Below are 16070 nucleotides of genomic sequence, written 5' to 3' on the forward strand. Positions count from 1 at the left end.
GGCCGCCGCGTGCGCGGCCCCAAGGCATCGCCGGCTACCAGCGATAGGCCACCGATGCGATGACGGTCCGCTCCAGGCCGTAGCGGCAGTTCAGCGTGTTGTTGCGACACACGATCGTCTCTTTGTTGAAGAGGTTCGTCGCATCGACCGCGAAGCGCCATCCGTCGATCTGGTAATGCACGCTGGCATCGACCATGAACGATGATCCGTTCTCGATGGTGTTGGCGACGTTGACGTACGTCTTGCCGACATAACGCACGCCCGCGCCCATCCCCAGTCCCTTGAAGACGGTGTCGGGCAGGGTGTAGTTCATCCAGGCGGAGGCCATGTGGCGCGGCGTGACGATGGGGGTGTTGCCCACTTCCGCCGGGTTGTTGCTCTTGTTCACCTTGACGTCGTTCAAGGTGTAGGAAGCGATCATTTCCAGGCCGCGCATCAGGCTGGCCTTGCCCTCCAGCTCGATCCCGCGCGAGCCGATTTCGCCGGTCTGCACGCTGAAGTTCGTGTTGCGCGGATCCGGCGTCAGCGCATTGCGCTGCGTCAGATCGAAGACCGACAAGGCCACCAGGCTGTCGGATCCGGGCGGCTGGTACTTCACGCCGAATTCGTACTGCTCGCCCCGTGTCGGCTTGAAGGGCGTGCTGTCCATGCTTACGCCGCTTTGCGGCAGGAACGACGTCGAATAGCTGACATACGGGGTGATGCCGGAGTCGAACAGATAGGCCAGGCCGAGCCGGCCAGTGAAGGCGGTGTCGCGCTGTTCGACGGTGGTGTCGGTCAGGCGGTTGCGGCTGGATCCGCGCGCCCAGTCCTGCCGGCCGCCCAGCGTCACGACGACCTTGTCGACCCGGATCTGGTCCTGCACATACACGCCCAGCTGCCGGTTCACGTCCTTCTGGTCGATGATGGTGTTGGCGGCGGAGGGATAGGGGATGTTCTGACCGTAGACCGGGTTGTTCAGGTCCAGGTCGGGCGCCATGCCCTGGCGGTACCACTGCTGGCCATCCTGGAACTTGTAGTCCAGGCCGGCCAGCAGCGTGTGCGACACGCGGCCCAGGTTGAACCGGTATTCCGCCTGGTTGTCGACCACGACACCGTCGGCGTTTTCCTTGGAGACCAGCGCATAGCGCTGGATGGTGTGGCCGTCGGGCCGCAGGCGCAGGTTGTAGAGGTCGCGCTGGTCCAGCTTTCCGTATTGATAGCGGGCGTTCTGGCGCAGTGTCAGGGCATTGTTGTAGCGATGCTCGAGCAGGTAGCCGATGGCGTACTGCCTGCGGTCGTACCGGTTGAAGTCATAGTCGCCCACCGGGACATGGGTGGGATACACGGGCCGCGATTCTCCGTCGGTGCGGTCGCGCTGGAAGCTCGTCAGCAGCGTGAACGACGTGTCCGCGTTCGGGCGCCAGGTGAAGGCGGGGGCGATGTAGCCCAGGTCGTCGGGATAGCGGTGGCTGGAGTCGTACTCGACCTGGGTGCCGGCGTCGCGCAGGATGCCGGTCATGCGGTACAGATACTTGCCTTCCTCATCCATCGGGCCGCCGACGTCGAATGCGGCCTGGCGGCGGTCGAAGTTGCCGGCCTGCAGGACGATTTCGCCGAATGCTTCAGCGGTGGGCCGCTTCGTGATGCGGTTCACCAGGCCGCCGGGCGCCACCTGACCGTACAGCACGGAGGACGGCCCGCGGATGACCTCAACGCGCTCGAGCGCGTAAGGGTCGGTGCGCGCGCGGATCTGGTCGTACGGAAGCTGGCTGAGCCCGTCGCGGAAATCGCCCGTCAGCTTGGCGTCAAAGCCGCGCAGGACGATCCAGTCGTTGCGGACCTCGGCGCCGCCGAAATTCGTGATCTGCACGCCGGGCACATACTGGATGGCCTGCGTAACGGTCTGCACGCCGCGGTCACGCATTTCCTGCGCGCCGACGACAGACACCGATTGCGGTATCTCCAGGAGCGGCGTCGCGGTCTTGCTGCCCGTGGTGGTCTCGCGCGCCACCAAGCCCTGGACGGGACCGGTGGCCGCGTTGTCCAGCGTGTCGCCACGGACGTTGATCGCGGGCAGCGTGGACACGGCGGCGGCATCCGGAGCGGCCTGCTGCGCCAGCGCCGGTGCGGCCAGCGCAATGCCGAAGAGCATGGGATAGCGCAGCGCACGAAGCGCGTGCGTGCGCGGCAATACGTCGGGAGTCTTCATGGTTCTGTCGAGTAGTAGGGGCCTTGCGGCATAGCGGATCGCCAGCGCCTGCATGGCGATCCGTGTCCTATTACTAGACGAACGTGGGGCAAATCGGTTTAAGGCGGTTCACCGGTTGCGCGGTCCGGGGCGACGTTGCGCCGCCTTGCGAATCAGGGCTGTCCCGACGGCCGGATGCCCAGCGCCCGCATCCACGGCGTGTCCGGCAGCCCCTGGATGGGCGGCATGCCGGGCTGGGGAAACCCCGGCGGATTGCGCGCCGCGTCCTGCAGCACCGCTGTCCATTCGCGCGGGTCCACGGGCTCGCCCATGCGCACCTTCAGGTCCAGCAGGTCCAGCGCGGCGCGGCGATGGCCGGCCTCGGCGGCGGCGCGGAACAGGCGTTCGGCCACGTTGTAGTTCTTGGGAACGCCCCGGCCCATGCCGGCAAGCTCGCCCAGGTACGTCTGCGCGGGCGCGAAGCCCTGGTCGGCCGCGCGCTGGTACCAGAGGGCGGCGGTCTGGTAGCTTTGCGCCACATGCTGGCCGTTCTCGGCGACCAGCCCCAAGGTGGTCATGGCCACGACGTCGCCCGCCCTGGCGCGCGCAACCAGCGCCTCGAGCCGCGGCTCGTCCAGGTATTGCGCGCCGCGTTCGATCTCGTATTCCCACGCGCTCAGGCGGGCCTTGATCAGGTCGCGTCCCAAGGCGGGCGAGGGCCCGCGGCCTGGTTGCGCGGGCTGGCCGCCGGGCACCGCCGGCGTCTGGCCGTCGGCCAGGCTGGCGAAGGTGATCGTGCCGACGAGGCTGCTGGCGTAATGCGGGACCTGCCGGTAGGCGGTGGCCACCTGCACGTCGCCCGTCAGCTGCTTGAAGAAGCTCTCGACGGGCGTCGACGCCGGCAGCGCGTCCAGCCCCTGCGCAAAATAGAACGCATAGGGACTGTGGCGGGGACCATCGCGGCCGAAGCCGTCCTCGGCCGTTGCGCCGGGCTGCGTCGAAAACGCGATCAGTTCGCCGCCTGCCGGCACGGTGTGCACCAGGCCGGCGGCCGGAGCGCCACGCGTGAGATTGGTGCGGCAGGCGTCCAGCACCAGCAGACGCGCGCGCACGTCGGCGCGGCGCAAGGCCTGCGACACGCGGCGCATGCTCAGGGAGTTCTGCTGTGCGGTGCGGATGCGCACCTCGGCCAGCGGCAAGGGAAGATCGACGCCGAACAGATAGTTCACATCGTCCAGCGCGACGGCGTGGCCGGCGAAGTAGAGCAAGGCCAGGTCCGCGCCCGTGGCGCGTTCGGCGAATTCGTCCACCGCGGCTTCCATCTGCGCGGTGGTGATGTCGGTCAGCATGGCGACGTCGAAGCCGCGCTTGCGCAAGGACTCCGCGATGAGGCGGGCGTCGTTGACGGGGTTGGCCAGCACGTTGGCCGCGACGGCATAGCGCGCGTTGCCGATGACCAGCGCGAACCTGCGCTTTGCCGGCAGGGGCTCGGGCGTCAAGGCGCAAGCCGCGCGCGGGCCCAACGCCCCGGCCCCCAGGGCGGCGGCCAGGGACGCGGTCAGCAGGCGCCGGCGCGCCGCGAACTTCGCGCGGGCTTGCTTGGAGTCCATGATCGCGTTCATGGCCGGGGGCATCCGCCGGCCGGGCCGGGCGTCGCCGACAGCGCGCCCAGCGCCGCGGCCGCATCGCGCAGCGACGATTCGCGCGTCGCGGCCAGCACGAAGCGGCCGTCCTCATCGGGGCCGGCGACGATGGAAACGGCGTACTGGGAAAGCGTGTTGCGCAATTGCCGGGCGGTGACGCCATCGGGCAGGTCCACCGTCAGGGTCGCGCAGGCGCCGCCGCCGCGCGTGAGCGTGCCGTCGGCGGCCAGTTCTTCGGGAGGCGCCTGCAGCACCAGCGCGACGGACAACATGATGGCCAGCGCCCAGCCCATGGGCATCAGCAGGCTGGAAACGCTTGGCCACGTCCATTGCCAGGGGCGGCGGCGGGCGGCCTGCCCGGCGGCCGCGGATTGCGTGGACTGGGCCAGCGCACGCAGGAACGCGCTGTCGCGGTCGGCCTGTCCGGTTTCGTTGTGGGCCAGTTGGCGCGCCTGGGCCAGCGCGAGCCATTCGGCCACCTCGGTCCGCAGCGCGGGGTCGTTCGCCATGTCGGCCTCGAAGGCGCGGCGGGCGGCGTCGTCCAGTTCTCCGGACAGGTAGGAAAGGATGCGGTCTTCAGGCATGGTCATTCCATTCCTTTGCGCGTGCAGTCGGCCACGAGCTTGCGCGCGGCATGCAGGCGGCTTTTGACGGTCGGCACGTGCAGGTCCTGCAACCGGGCGATCTGCTCCATCGGGGTCTCGTCCAGATACAGGAACATGGTCGCGCGCAGGGTGTCGCTGAGCCTGTTGAGGCAATCGCGCATGCGCTTGACGACGGACAGGTGTTCATAGGCACGCGCCGGATCGGCGAATGGCGAGGGGTCGCCAGGATCCTCGGCGTCGCCGAAGGCGTTCTCCGCCTGCTCGTCGTCTTTGTCGGGATGCTTCCACTGCACTTCGTGGCGGGTGCGGCGGTGCGCCTGGATCAGCTCGTGCAGGGAACCGCGATACAGGTAGCCCCCCAGCTTGCTCAGCGCCAATTCGTGCGCCGCCCAGCCGCCGGCAGGCTGTCCATGCAGAAAGCCTTCGTCACGGAACGAGCGGGTCTGCAGGAACTTCATCAGCGCGTTGTTGAAGGCGTCGATGACGCCGTCGGGCGACGTGGTGAAGAACTTCTTGCGCAGCTTGAGCGTGATGTGCTGCTCGGCCTTGTTGCGGAACTCCAGGGCATAGCGGGGATCGGCATGCATGATGCGCAGGAGCGCGTCGACGTTGTTGATGACGTAGCGCTTGGGTTCGAGCGTGTTCATGATTCGGATTCTTGTTGCCGGGCCGGACGCGGCACGTCGGCCCTTCGACGGACAGGCGCCGCCGCGCTCGGGGGCGAGCGCAGCGGCACCTTAGCCGTGCATCCGCCGAAAATCAAGCGCGGCGGCGCAGGACGGCAATGCCGCGGACAGTGAATCCCAGGGCGATCGCCAGCGACAGATAGAAGCCGAAGCCGAAGCTCAGGCTGTTCCAGAGGGTCGAGGCCATGTCTTGCGCCACGTTGCGGCCGGCGCGCGAGCTGCCCATGAAGCCGGCCAGTTGCTGGCTGGCGCCCATGAATTCGCGCACCTCGGAAATGACGCCGGCCAGCGCGATGCCCCACAGCGCCAGGGGCGCGAAGTAGCCCAGCCTGGCCGCGCGCTGCGGCAGCAGCGAGGGCAGCAGCGGGCCGGCCACCGCCAGCAGCCACAGCGGCGCGTAGAAGCCCGCGCCCGAGCCCTGGCCGGCCAGCGCGCCCTGCATGTTGCCGCCGTTCAGCAAACGCAGCAGGTCGTAGAAGCTGAGGCCGGCCTGCGAGCCCATCATGCGCACGGTGATGACCGAGAACACCGTGGTGGCCAGCAGAAACAGCAGTGCGGCCAGGGCGTCGCCGCGATTGACGCGGGCGGCGGCGGCGCGGGCCCAGCGGCCGCCGTGGGATCCTGCCAGCGTCAGTGCGTCGCGCAATTCTTTTCCTTGCATGGTGATTCCTTTTCGGGTTGGGAAGACAAGTGCCTGCATGAAGGGCTACGCGTGGCGCCGAAAAAGGTTTGATATATTTCTCGCGAATTTTTTTCGAACCTTTTTCAGGCCTGAACGTAGCGATAGGCAAAGGCGCGGATTTTCCCGTCGCCTCCCAACCTCACGGAGAATCAACACATGTCCACGACCACCCCGCTCGCTGCCCTTTATCAACGCGTCGTCCAGGAGGAACTGGGCCTGGTTGCGAAGGTCGATGACGACGGCGACGTGCTGTTTCGCCATCCCGACCTGGGCACGATGTTCTTCAGCCTGACCGAGAACGATCCGGAGTTCTTGCGCCTGCTCTATCCGAACTTCGTCTCCGCCGAAGATCTCGGGATGAGCCAGGACGTGCTGCTGGCCGTCCTCAATGCCGTCAATCACCGCTGCAAGGCGGTCAAGCTGGTCATCCAGCAGGGACGTGACGGCGCGGCCGGTCGGGTGTCCGCGGCGATAGAGGGCTTCGTCGCCGCAGCGGACCAGCTGCCCGCCGAAGACCTGCTGCGCGGCATCATCGCGCGCTGCGTTGCCGCCATTCGCCACAGCGCGGGCGAACTGCTCAAGGAAGCGATCGAGCTCAAGCAGGCTGGCGCGCAAGCGGCGGATTGATCCAGCCGCCACGGGGCCTGGACGGGCGCCTTTGCGCCTACACTTGTCCCCCGGCCCGTTCAACCATCATGGAAACAACAATGACCGCTCGCGCTGCCTGCCTCCTTTCCCTGTTGCTCGTGGCCGGCGCTGTCCATGCCGGCTCCGCGCCGGCCTCGCTGTCCTGCGTCTCGGAAAGCGGCAAGGTGGCGCTGCAGGGCGTCATTCCCTCGCCGTCGTCGGATGAGCTGGCCCTGACGCTGACCTATGTCACGTCCACCCTGAAGTTCAACTCCGACGACTCGCCGGGGTACGTGGTGGCGAACTTTCCGCAGTCTGTCTTCACGCTGATCGCGCCGACCGACGGCCAGGCGCTGACCCTGTACGCGCTGCCGTCCACGGTGGCGGTGAAAAAGAATGCGGACGGCGATATGGCTGGCGCCTTCCAGGCCAGGCTGCTGGCGCCGCGCCCCGGCGGCAAGCAAGCCAGCGGCTACACCACGCCGCTGCAGGCGACGCTGAACTGCGACTACAAGTATTCGCTGTAGCCGCGAGGGCGGCCGAGGCATTCCAACCGCGCCGCGCGTGCCGACGCGGAACCGCGCTTGAAGCAAACTGAGATCCGTCAATGACGCGGCAACGACTGTGCCACTTCCACGGACTGGGGCGCACGCGTCTGAAGTAACATCAAGGGTTGTCAGGTGTGTTACAAATACAAACAATTGACATCGCGCGATGGGTGAGCGGCTTTGCCCCATCGTCCAGACAGGCCAGCGTCTGAGAAACGCATACGCGTCCACGGCGCTGGCTTTTTTTCCGGCATAGTTTGCGGCGGCCCGGTCCGGTCGGGTTCAGTCGCGAAAGCAGCATGGCTACACAACCGCAGTTTCCCGATCCTACTCGCGTGATCGCGGCCTTCGATTTCGACGGCACGCTGACCCAGCGCGACACATTTGTCCCCTTCCTGGCCCATCTTTCATGGATCGGGCTGTTTGGCGCGCTGTTCAAGGCGGCGCCCGCCCTGGCCGCCTTTGCCCTGCGCATGCGCAGCAACGAATACGCCAAGATGGCGCTTTGCCGGGGTGCGCTGCGGGGCCGCTCGCGCACCGACCTGGCGCACGTGGCGCGCGCGTGGGTCCACACGATTCCCCTGCGCCCCGCGCTCGTCAAGCGGCTGCGGTGGCACCAGCAGCGCGGCGACCGCTGCGTGCTGGTGAGCGCTTCGCCGGACATCTACCTGGAAGAGGTGGCGCGCTACCTGGGCTTTGACGACCTGATCTGTACACGCATGGCGGTCGACGGGCAGGGCAGGCTGACCGGCGACTTCGACGGTTCCAATTGCTGGGGCCCCGAAAAAATCCGCCGGCTGGTCGAACGCTTCGGTCCGCGGGACCAATACGAGCTTCATGCCTATGGCGACAGCCGGGGCGATCAATGGCTGATCGACGCGGCCCAGCACGCGTGGTATCGCGGCCAGGTGGTCAAGCCATGAACGCGCTGTTTTCGCTGCTGCGTCCGCAGCAATGGCTCAAGAACGGCTTCGTGCTGATCGGCCTGATATTCAGCCACGGATGGTCCGACCCACAGCTGGTGTTCGCCGTGGGCGTGGGCTTCGTGGCGTTCTGCCTGGCGTCCAGCGCGGTCTATGTGCTGAACGATTACCACGACCGCGCCGCCGACGCGATCCATCCCAAGAAGCGGCATCGCGCCATCGCCAGCGGCCGGATCGGCCTGCCGGCGGCCCGCGCGCTCATTGCCGTCCTGTTCGTGTCGGCGCTGGGCCTGCCGCTCGCGTGCGGCTTATGGCCGGTGGCGCTGGCCGTGGCCGGCTATCTTGTCCTGAATATCGCCTACACGCTGCGCCTCAAGCACAAGGTGCTTGTGGACGTGTTCTGCATCGCAACCGGCTTCATGATCCGGCTGGCCTGCGGCACCTATGCCGTCGGCATCATTCCCTCGCGCTGGATGCTGCTGTGCAGCTTCATGCTGACGCTGTTCCTGGGCTTTGCGAAGCGGCGAGCCGAGATCGTCGCGGCGCCCGGCGGGGCTGCGTCCGAGCAGGGCAGCACGCGCATGGTGCTGCGCCACTATTCACCGCAATTGCTGGACATCCTGGTGGCCATCACCGCCAGCGCGACGCTGCTTGCCTACGGCCTGTACACGGTGGATGCCGAGACGGCCGCCCTGCACGGCACGCAGCACCTGATCATCACCTTGCCCATCGTGACGTTCGGCGTCTTTCGCTACATCTATCTGCTCTACCGAGGCGGGTCGGGCGAAGAGCCTGGCCGGGATCTGCTCGGCGACAACCAGATCCGCATCGCGGTGCTGGCGTGGGTGGCGGTGGTCGTATTACTTGTAAGGACGTGAACATGGCATATCTGTGGCTGATACTCAGCGGGGCCTGCAGCGTCGCGGCCAGCGTGGCGCTCAAGGCCGCGGGGACCGGCCCGGCGCAGGCGACGCTGACGGCGCAGGCGCTGCCCTACCTGGCCGCGGTCGGCGCGTATGGGCTGGGCTTCGGCTTTTACGCGCTTGCGCTGCGCCAGCTTGACCTGACCCTGGCCTATCCGCTCATGGTTGCGTGCGCGATCGCGGGCGTCTTTATTTATGGCCTGGTGTCCGGCGCGGAATCCATCTCCGCCATGCGCATGGCGGGGGCGGCCTTCATCGCGGTCGGCGTTTTCCTGATGTCCAGGTAGGCGCAGGGGCAATCCATGAAACGTTTCTTCAGCAGCGCCGGCTATCGCTGGTTTTTGTTGCTCTGCGCCTATATCGTGGTCGCGGCTGCCGTCATGAATGGCTTCTACACGAAATGGCGGCTCAATGACGGCCATCCCGCGCTCGGGCTGGCGCAGATGGTCGACGGCACAGCCCATCGGCCCTATGTCTATCGACAGTTCGTGCCGGCGCTGGCCAACGGCATCCAGGCGCTGCTGCCGCAGGCGACCGTGCAGCGGCTGTCCGAACGCCTGTCCGAGCCGCGGCGCGTGAACAGCCGGTCGGGGCTGGCGATGCGCTACCCCGCATCCGAAGCGCTGTCGCCTGCCGTCACGCTGCGCTATCACCTAGTCTATTACCTGACGTTCCTGGCCTTGCTGGCGGCGCTGTTCGTCATGCGGCGCGTGTGCCGGCAAGCGGGCGCGGACGCGGCGGCCTCGGCGGTGGCGCCTGCCGCGCTCGCGCTGATGCTGCCCTTTTTCCTGACGGAGGGCGGCTACTTCTACGATTTCGTCGAATTGCTGTTCATGATGGGCGCGGTCCTGCTGGCGATGGGCGCATCGCGCGAAACGCCGCTGCGGGTGGCGGCCCTGCTGGCGCTGGCGGGCCTGGCCACCTGGAACAAGGAAGCGTTCTTCTTTTTCACGCCGGCCCTGTATCCCTTGCTGCGGCGCAATCTGCCGCGCGTGCAGGCGGCCGGGCTGGTGGCGCTGCTGCTGTTCGTCTGCGGCTGCGTGTATCTGGCGCTGCGCATGCGCTTTGCGGGCAACCCGGGCTCGACGGTGGATTACCAGCTGTGGGACAACCTGCGTTTCTACGTCGATCCCGGCAATTGGCTGCGCACGGAAAGCACGTACGGCATCCTGTTGCCGCGCGGATTTGGCCTGGTTGGCGCACTGGCGTTTGTCGGTATCGCCGTGAACGGCTGGGCGCGTCTGCCGCCGGCCTTGCGGCGGCACGCGCAGCTGGCGCTGGCCATCAATCTGCCCTTGTTCGTGCTGTTCTGCTCGCCGGGTGAAATGCGCAACCTGAGCATGCTGTATCCGGCGCTGTTGTGCCTCCTGACGCTCTCGCTGGCGAAATGGATGGCCCCGCAGGCCGACGCGAATCCCGCCGTTACCCTGGAAGTCCGATGACCCGTTTTTTCAATTGCGCGGGCTACCGCCGCTTCCTGATGGCCCTGCTCTACGTGATGGTGGCCGCCGCGGCGTTCAATGGCTTCTATACGAAATGGCGACTGAACGACGGCCACGGCCCGCATTCGCTGGCGTCGATGGTGGACGGCACGGCCTATCGGCCCTACGTGTACCGGCAGTTTGCGCCGGCCATCGCCAATGGCATCCAGGACTTGCTGCCCGCGGCCACGGTCGAGCGCATCTCCGAGCGCCTGGCGGACCCGCGGCGCGTGAACAGCCGGTCCGGGCTGGCGATGCGCTATCCGGCCTCCGAGGCCATGCTGGCGCCGGTCACGTTGCGCTATCACATCGTTTACTACCTGACCTTCCTGGCCCTGCTCGGGTCGCTCTTCGCGATGCGGTCGCTATGCCTGAAGGCGGGGGCGAGCGCGCCGGCGGCAACGGTGGCGCCCCTGGTCGTCGCCCTGCTGCTGCCGTTTTTCCTGACCGAGGGCGGCTTCTTCTACGACTTCTTTGAAGTGCTGTTCATGGCCTGCGCCATCCTGCTGGCCTGCCGCATTCCCGTTCACGCGCCGGCTCGCGCGGCGACACGCCTGGGGCTGCTGGCCGTGGTGGCCGCCGTCGCCACCTGGAACAAAGAGGCGTTCTTCTTTTTCGTGGCGACGCTGTACCCGTTCCTGCGGCTGAGCCTGACACGAATCAAGGCGGCAGGCGTCGTGGCTGCGCTGGTGTTTATCTGCGGATGCGTCTATCTGGCGCTGCGCATGCGGTACGCGGGCAACCCGGGCGGTTCGGTGAGCTTTCAGCCGGGCGCCAATCTGTTTTACTTCCTGGACCCGGGCAATTGGTTCCGCACGGAAAGCACCTACGGCATCACGCTGCCCAAGGGCCTGAGCGCGGTGATGGTGCTGATGATCGCGGGCGTCGCCGTCACGGGCTGGAGCCGACTGCCCGCGGCATTCCGCCTGCACGTGCTGGCGGCCCTTGCCGTCAATGTGCCGCTGTTCCTGCTGTTCGCGGCCGAGGGCGAAGCGCGCAATCTCAGCATGCTGTATCCCTCGCTCCTGGTTCTGATGGCGGCGTCCCTTACCGCCTGGATGAAGGCCGCCGCGCCGTCCGGCGCGGTCGGCGACGCGCGGGCCTAGCCGACCGCGCCGGGCGCGTCCGCGCAAGCCCGCGCTCCGTGGGCAATCAGCCTTGCCCGGTGCGCGGCGATATCGCCGGCGCCGCCTGGGCCTGAAGCAGGCAATCGATGAAGCACTGCGCCGCGGGCGTGGGCGGCGAGTCCGCCCGGGTCAGGATGGACACGCGCGCCGCGGGAAGCGCGTGGGCCAGCGGCACCATGCGCAGGCTGCGCGGCAGCAGCTGGTGGTCGAACAGATTGCGCACGAAAATGCCCAGCGCGTCGCTGTCCGCGATGATCGCCAGCGCCACCGCGATGGACTGGCAGGGGATGACGTCGCGCGGCGGCGGCAGCGCGTGCGCCGCGAACGCCAGGCGCAGCAGGTTGGCGGGCGCCTGCACATTGCCGGGCAGCAGCCAGAGCGCCTCGTGCAGGTCGGCCAGGGTGCGCGCGGCGCGCAACGGATGGCCCGCGCGGGCGCCCACCGCCAGGGGCAGGGTGAACAGGGGGATGCGGGCGTAGCCGTCGTCGATGTCGCCGTCGTACTCCGTCTGCACCAGGAAATCGTAGTGGCCGGAATCCAGCTGCTCGTGGCTGTAGGGCGGCGCGACCTCATTGAAGGCCACGGCGACCCGGGGCATGCGCGCGCGGAACGCCGCCAGCGCGGCCGGCAGCACGGTCAGCGCCGCGGAACTGATGGCCAGGTTCAGGGTGCCCCCTTCGCCGTCGCGCATCTGCCCGATTTCCTCCTGGGCCTTGCGGGCTTCCTGCAGGATCAGCACGGCCCGCTTGTACAGCGCCTCGCCATAGGCCGTGAGTTCCACGCCCTTGGCGCTGCGTCGCACCAGTTCGGCGCCCACGCTTTGTTCCAGTTCGCGAAGGCTGCGCGTGGCGGCCGGCTGCGTGACAAACAGGGCGCGGGCGGCGGCGCGGATGCTGCGGTGTTCGGCGATCAGTACAAAGGCGCGTAGTTGGCGCAGATTCATGGAATGGGTCCGTCCGGTTGTCCCCGAGCATGGCGGCGGGGAACGACAGGCATATAAGGAAAAGTGTTCACAAGAACGAAAATACTGTCTTTTCCTTATCGTGCGCCATCCGTATATTCACGGCGATGGGGCAGGCACAGCGTCCGGAATCACGGGCCGGCTGCCCCCGGATCGGACATCAAGGGGAAAACATGTCTATCGCCATCGCCGCCGCGCCAGGCGGCTCAGGGTTGTACACGCCGTCCATGCGCCGCCGCGTCATCGCGGGCACCACCATCGGCAACGCGCTGGAATTCTTCGACTTCACCGTTTTCACCTTTTTGATGCTGGTGATCGGACCGCTGTTCTTTCCCGCCGCCTCCGGCTACGGCCAGCTGCTGCTCACCACGGCTACCTTCGGCGTTGGCTTCCTGATGCGCCCCGTGGGCGGCATGCTGATCGGTTCGTACGCGGACCGCCACGGCCGGCGCGCGGCCATGACGCTGACCCTGTGGCTGATGGGACTGGGCTGCGCGCTGATCGCCGCCGCGCCGACGCATGCCCAGATGGGCGTTGCGGGGCCGGTGCTGATGGTCATCGCGCGCCTGATCCAGGGCTTCGCGGCGGGCGGCGAGGTGGGTGCGTCCACCACCCTGCTGGTCGAGCATGCGCCGCCCGGCCAGCGCGGCTTCTATTCCAGCTGGCAGTTCGGCAGCCAGTCGCTGGGCGTGATGCTGGGCGCGCTGACGGTGGCGATCCTGACCGCGGCGCTGACCAAAGCGCAGATGCAGGCCTGGGGCTGGCGCGTGCCGTTCGTGATCGGCATCCTGACGGTGCCGGTGGGCGCCTACATCCGCCGCAATCTGGAGGAAACGCTGGAGCCCGCGCCCCAGGCGGGCGCCGCGCGGGCGGCCGCGTCCAGCCACCAGCCGCTGCGCCGCGTGTTCGCCGAGCACAAGAGCCTGGTGGTCAAGGGCATCCTGCTGGTGATCGGCGGCATGGTGTGCGCGCAGATCATCGGTTTCTACATGCCGGCCTACGCCACCAAGGAACTCGGGCTGCCCGCCACGTCCACGCTGTTCGCCAGCGTGGTGCTGGGGGCCATCGGCTTTGTGCTCGCGCCCTTCGTCGGCATGCTGGCCGACAAGGTCGGCCGCAAGAAGGTGATTTTCTGGTCGCGCGCGGCCACCGTGTGCGCCTTGCTGCCGTGCTTCCATTGGCTGGTTTCCGCGCCCAGCACGGGCCGGCTGATGGCGGTGATCGCCCTGCTGGCGGTGCTGCTGGCCATGCAGACCGCGCCGGTGATCACCATGCTGCCCGAACTCTTTCCCAAGGCCGTGCGCACGACGGGCATGTCGGTGGTGTACGGCCTGGGCATTTCGGTCTTTGGCGGTTTCGCGCAGTTCTTCGTCACCTGGCTGCTGCACGTGACAGGCAATCCGATGGCGCCTGCCTGGTACCTGATGGCGACCGTGACGCTTTCCACGGTGGTGCTGTTCTGGATCCGCGACCGCACCGGCCACGACATCGACAGCCAGGAGCCCTGACATGCAAGCATCGACCAGTTTTTTCTCCAGCAGCTATGCGCAGGCGCGCGAGCGCTTCCTGGCCGCGGCCGGGAAGCTTGCGGCGCGCGTCCAGTCCTATCCTATCGAGGCAGCGGGCAGCCAGGGCGAGGCGCTGGCCACCGACGTGGCGCTGATCGGCGACGCCGACGCGCCGCGGGTGCTGATCATGACGTCGGCCACGCACGGCGTCGAAGGCTTCTGCGGGTCGGGTTGCCAGCTTGCGCTGCTGGATGACGCGCCCATGCTGGAACGCGCACGCCGCGCGGGCGTGGCGCTGCTGCTGGTGCACGCGGTGAATCCGTACGGGTTCTCGTGGATTTCGCGCACCGACGAAGGCAACGTGGACCTGAACCGCAACGCGCAGCCCTTTGATGGCGGGCCGTTGCCGGCCAATCCGGGATATGCCGAGCTGCACGGCCTGCTGTTGCCGCCTGAATGGCCGCCCACCGAGCAGAATCGCCAGGCCATCGCCCGCCACGTGGAGCTGCATGGCTTGCCCGCGACGACGCAGGCTGTTTCGCGCGGCCAGTACACGCATGCCGATGGCCTGTTCTATGGCGGCGACCGCCATGCGGCATCCCTCTTGAACCTGCGCCGCATCCTGCAGGATCACGCCAGCCGCCATGCGCGCATCGGCTGGATCGACGTGCATACCGGCCTGGGTCCGCGCGGGCACGGCGAGAAAATCTACGCCGGCAGGCGCGACGACACGGAAGTGGCGCGCGCGCGGCTATGGTGGGGCAGCGACATCGCCGTGCCGTATCAGGGCAGCTCGGCGTCGGTGGACATTACCGGCCATCTGGCAGGCCTGGTCTACCAGGCCTGCCCGGCATCCACGTCGACGTCGATGGCCCTGGAGTTTGGCACCCAGCCCTGGAGCGACGTCGTGCAGGCGCTGCGGGGCCGCAACTGGCTGCGGGCGCATCCCGAGGCCGGCGACGCGCTGCGCCGCGACATCCTGCAGGCCACGCTGGATGCCTTCTATTGCGGCCAGGACGACTGGCACGGCATGGTGCTGGGCCAGAGCCGCGTCGCCGTGCTGCAGGCGCTTTGCGGCCTGGAAAACGAGCGCTAGCCGTCTGCGTGAACCCGGCGGTTGCACCTGCGCCGCGCCCGCGCCTAGGCGGGTTGCACCGCTTGTGGCGCACTCGCAGGGATAACCCGCGACTTTCAGCATGTCGTGGGTTATCCCTAGTTGAGCCGCGCAGCAACCCCTCTATATCCTTTGGTTAACCAGAGGAGCCATAGAGTCTCCGGAGGAGTTTCAAACAGAGCCGGCAAGCTGCTGAAAGGAACCGGATTTGCATAACGCGCCTCCTTTGAACTCAGCCGTCGCGGCCTCGCGGGAAAAGCCATTGCGCGTGATCCCCTGGGCCACGTGGCTGCACCGTGTCTTCGTTGTCCTCATGTATGCGTTCATGCTCAGCCCCATCGTGCTGGTGGTCTGGCTGAGCTTCTTCAAGGACGCCATCCTCTATTTCCCGCCGTCCGGCTACACGCTGTCCTGGTACGTGAAAGCCTGGGAGAACCCCGCGTTCGCCAATGGATTCCTGTTCAGCCTGCAGGTCTCGCTGGTGGCCGCATTCATCGGCGTGGTCATGGGCGTGCTCGCGGCGGTCGCCATCGCGCGCTACCGCTTCCAGGGCAGCAAGGGCATCAATACGCTGCTGCTGTCGCCGCTGCTGATCCCCGGCATTGTCGCGGGCGTCGGCATCTACCTGTTCTACCTGCGCGCCGAAGAGGTGCTGGACCAGGACCTGGTCGGCACCTTCGGCGGGCTGGTCATCGCGCACGTGTGCCTGACGATTCCGTGGACCGTGCGGCTGGTCACGGCGGGCATGGCGGGCCTGGACGGCTCCATCGAGGAGGCCGCGCGCAACCTCGGCGCCAGCGCCCCGGTCGCGTTCATGCGCGTGACGCTGCCCATGTTGCGGCCTTCCATCGTCGCCGCGGCGCTGTTCAGCTTCGTCGTGTCGTTCGAAAACCTGGAGCTGTCACTGTCGCTGGTGGGACCGGGCCGGACCACGCTGCCCATCGCGATCATGCAGTACCTCGAATTCAATCTGGACCCGACCATCGCGTCGGTGGCTTCCGTGCAAATCCTGCTGTTGGGCATCATCATGCTTGTGACCGACCGCTATGTGAAACTGAGTCAGGTGGTGTAA

General features: G+C 67.3%; 16 protein-coding genes. 10 read left to right on the forward strand and 6 right to left on the reverse strand.

What is annotated here, in order from left to right; genetic code table 11:
- Positions 1-34: 34 nt before the first annotated feature.
- From ABE485_RS15325 to ABE485_RS15345, 5 genes are all read right to left on the reverse strand, one after another.
- Positions 35-2191 carry a TonB-dependent siderophore receptor gene (locus ABE485_RS15325; RefSeq protein WP_346516123.1) on the reverse strand — a complete coding sequence of 719 codons (2157 nt, stop codon included), beginning with the start codon at positions 2189-2191 and terminating at the stop codon, positions 35-37.
- A gap of 152 nt (positions 2192-2343) precedes the next feature.
- Positions 2344-3780, reverse strand: coding sequence for a caspase family protein (locus ABE485_RS15330; RefSeq protein ID WP_346516124.1), 1437 nt, complete (start codon positions 3778-3780; stop codon positions 2344-2346).
- 8 nt (positions 3781-3788) lie between these two features.
- Positions 3789-4403 carry an anti-sigma factor gene (locus ABE485_RS15335; RefSeq protein ID WP_346516125.1) on the reverse strand — a complete coding sequence of 205 codons (615 nt, stop codon included), beginning with the start codon at positions 4401-4403 and terminating at the stop codon, positions 3789-3791.
- Positions 4400-5065 (reverse strand): RNA polymerase sigma factor, encoded by a 666-nt coding sequence (locus tag ABE485_RS15340; RefSeq protein WP_346516126.1) that lies wholly within the window; start codon positions 5063-5065, stop codon positions 4400-4402. Before ABE485_RS15340 ends, ABE485_RS15335 begins: the two co-directional genes overlap by 4 nt.
- A gap of 112 nt (positions 5066-5177) precedes the next feature.
- Complete coding sequence (locus tag ABE485_RS15345) at positions 5178-5765, reverse strand: hypothetical protein (protein WP_346516127.1); 588 nt, start codon at positions 5763-5765, stop codon at positions 5178-5180.
- A 177-nt stretch (positions 5766-5942) separates the two neighbouring features.
- Between ABE485_RS15345 and ABE485_RS15350 the strand changes: the two genes are divergently transcribed.
- The 7 genes from ABE485_RS15350 to ABE485_RS15380 all read left to right on the forward strand — a co-directional run bounded on the left by ABE485_RS15350 (position 5943) and on the right by ABE485_RS15380 (position 11394).
- Positions 5943-6413 carry a hypothetical protein gene (locus ABE485_RS15350; RefSeq protein WP_346516128.1) on the forward strand — a complete coding sequence of 157 codons (471 nt, stop codon included), beginning with the start codon at positions 5943-5945 and terminating at the stop codon, positions 6411-6413.
- An 80-nt stretch (positions 6414-6493) separates the two neighbouring features.
- Complete coding sequence (locus ABE485_RS15355; protein ID WP_346516129.1) at positions 6494-6940, forward strand: hypothetical protein; 447 nt, start codon at positions 6494-6496, stop codon at positions 6938-6940.
- A gap of 320 nt (positions 6941-7260) precedes the next feature.
- The gene (locus ABE485_RS15360; RefSeq protein WP_346516130.1) at positions 7261-7884 is read left to right on the forward strand and encodes an HAD-IB family hydrolase; all 624 of its coding nucleotides are present in this window, start codon (positions 7261-7263) and stop codon (positions 7882-7884) included.
- Positions 7881-8762 (forward strand): decaprenyl-phosphate phosphoribosyltransferase, encoded by an 882-nt coding sequence (locus ABE485_RS15365; RefSeq protein WP_346516131.1) that lies wholly within the window; start codon positions 7881-7883, stop codon positions 8760-8762. The genes ABE485_RS15360 and ABE485_RS15365 overlap by 4 nt, the downstream gene beginning before the upstream one ends.
- A 2-nt stretch (positions 8763-8764) precedes the next feature.
- Positions 8765-9094, forward strand: coding sequence for a DMT family transporter (locus ABE485_RS15370; RefSeq protein WP_346516132.1), 330 nt, complete (start codon positions 8765-8767; stop codon positions 9092-9094).
- Positions 9095-9109: 15 nt separating this feature from the next.
- Positions 9110-10249: a hypothetical protein gene (locus ABE485_RS15375; RefSeq protein WP_346516133.1), complete on the forward strand. Its 1140-nt coding sequence runs from the start codon at positions 9110-9112 to the stop codon at positions 10247-10249.
- On the forward strand, positions 10246-11394 hold the full coding sequence (locus ABE485_RS15380; protein ID WP_346516134.1) for a hypothetical protein: 1149 nt from the start codon (positions 10246-10248) through the stop codon (positions 11392-11394). Before ABE485_RS15375 ends, ABE485_RS15380 begins: the two co-directional genes overlap by 4 nt.
- A 46-nt stretch (positions 11395-11440) precedes the next feature.
- On the opposite strand, the gene ABE485_RS15385 is transcribed toward ABE485_RS15380, so the two are convergent.
- Positions 11441-12358 (reverse strand): LysR substrate-binding domain-containing protein, encoded by a 918-nt coding sequence (locus tag ABE485_RS15385; RefSeq protein WP_346516135.1) that lies wholly within the window; start codon positions 12356-12358, stop codon positions 11441-11443.
- A gap of 191 nt (positions 12359-12549) precedes the next feature.
- Between ABE485_RS15385 and ABE485_RS15390 the strand changes: the two genes are divergently transcribed.
- The 3 genes from ABE485_RS15390 to ABE485_RS15400 all read left to right on the forward strand — a co-directional run bounded on the left by ABE485_RS15390 (position 12550) and on the right by ABE485_RS15400 (position 16070).
- The gene (locus ABE485_RS15390) at positions 12550-13884 is read left to right on the forward strand and encodes an MFS transporter (protein WP_346516136.1); all 1335 of its coding nucleotides are present in this window, start codon (positions 12550-12552) and stop codon (positions 13882-13884) included.
- 1 nt (position 13885) lies between these two features.
- The gene (locus tag ABE485_RS15395; RefSeq protein WP_346516137.1) at positions 13886-14980 is read left to right on the forward strand and encodes a M14 family metallopeptidase; all 1095 of its coding nucleotides are present in this window, start codon (positions 13886-13888) and stop codon (positions 14978-14980) included.
- A gap of 244 nt (positions 14981-15224) precedes the next feature.
- A complete protein-coding gene (locus tag ABE485_RS15400; protein WP_346516138.1) occupies positions 15225-16070 on the forward strand; it encodes an ABC transporter permease in 846 nt (281 codons plus the stop codon).

This window comes from Achromobacter spanius, assembly GCF_039673305.1.
GTDB classification, from domain to species: domain Bacteria; phylum Pseudomonadota; class Gammaproteobacteria; order Burkholderiales; family Burkholderiaceae_B; genus Achromobacter; species Achromobacter spanius_F.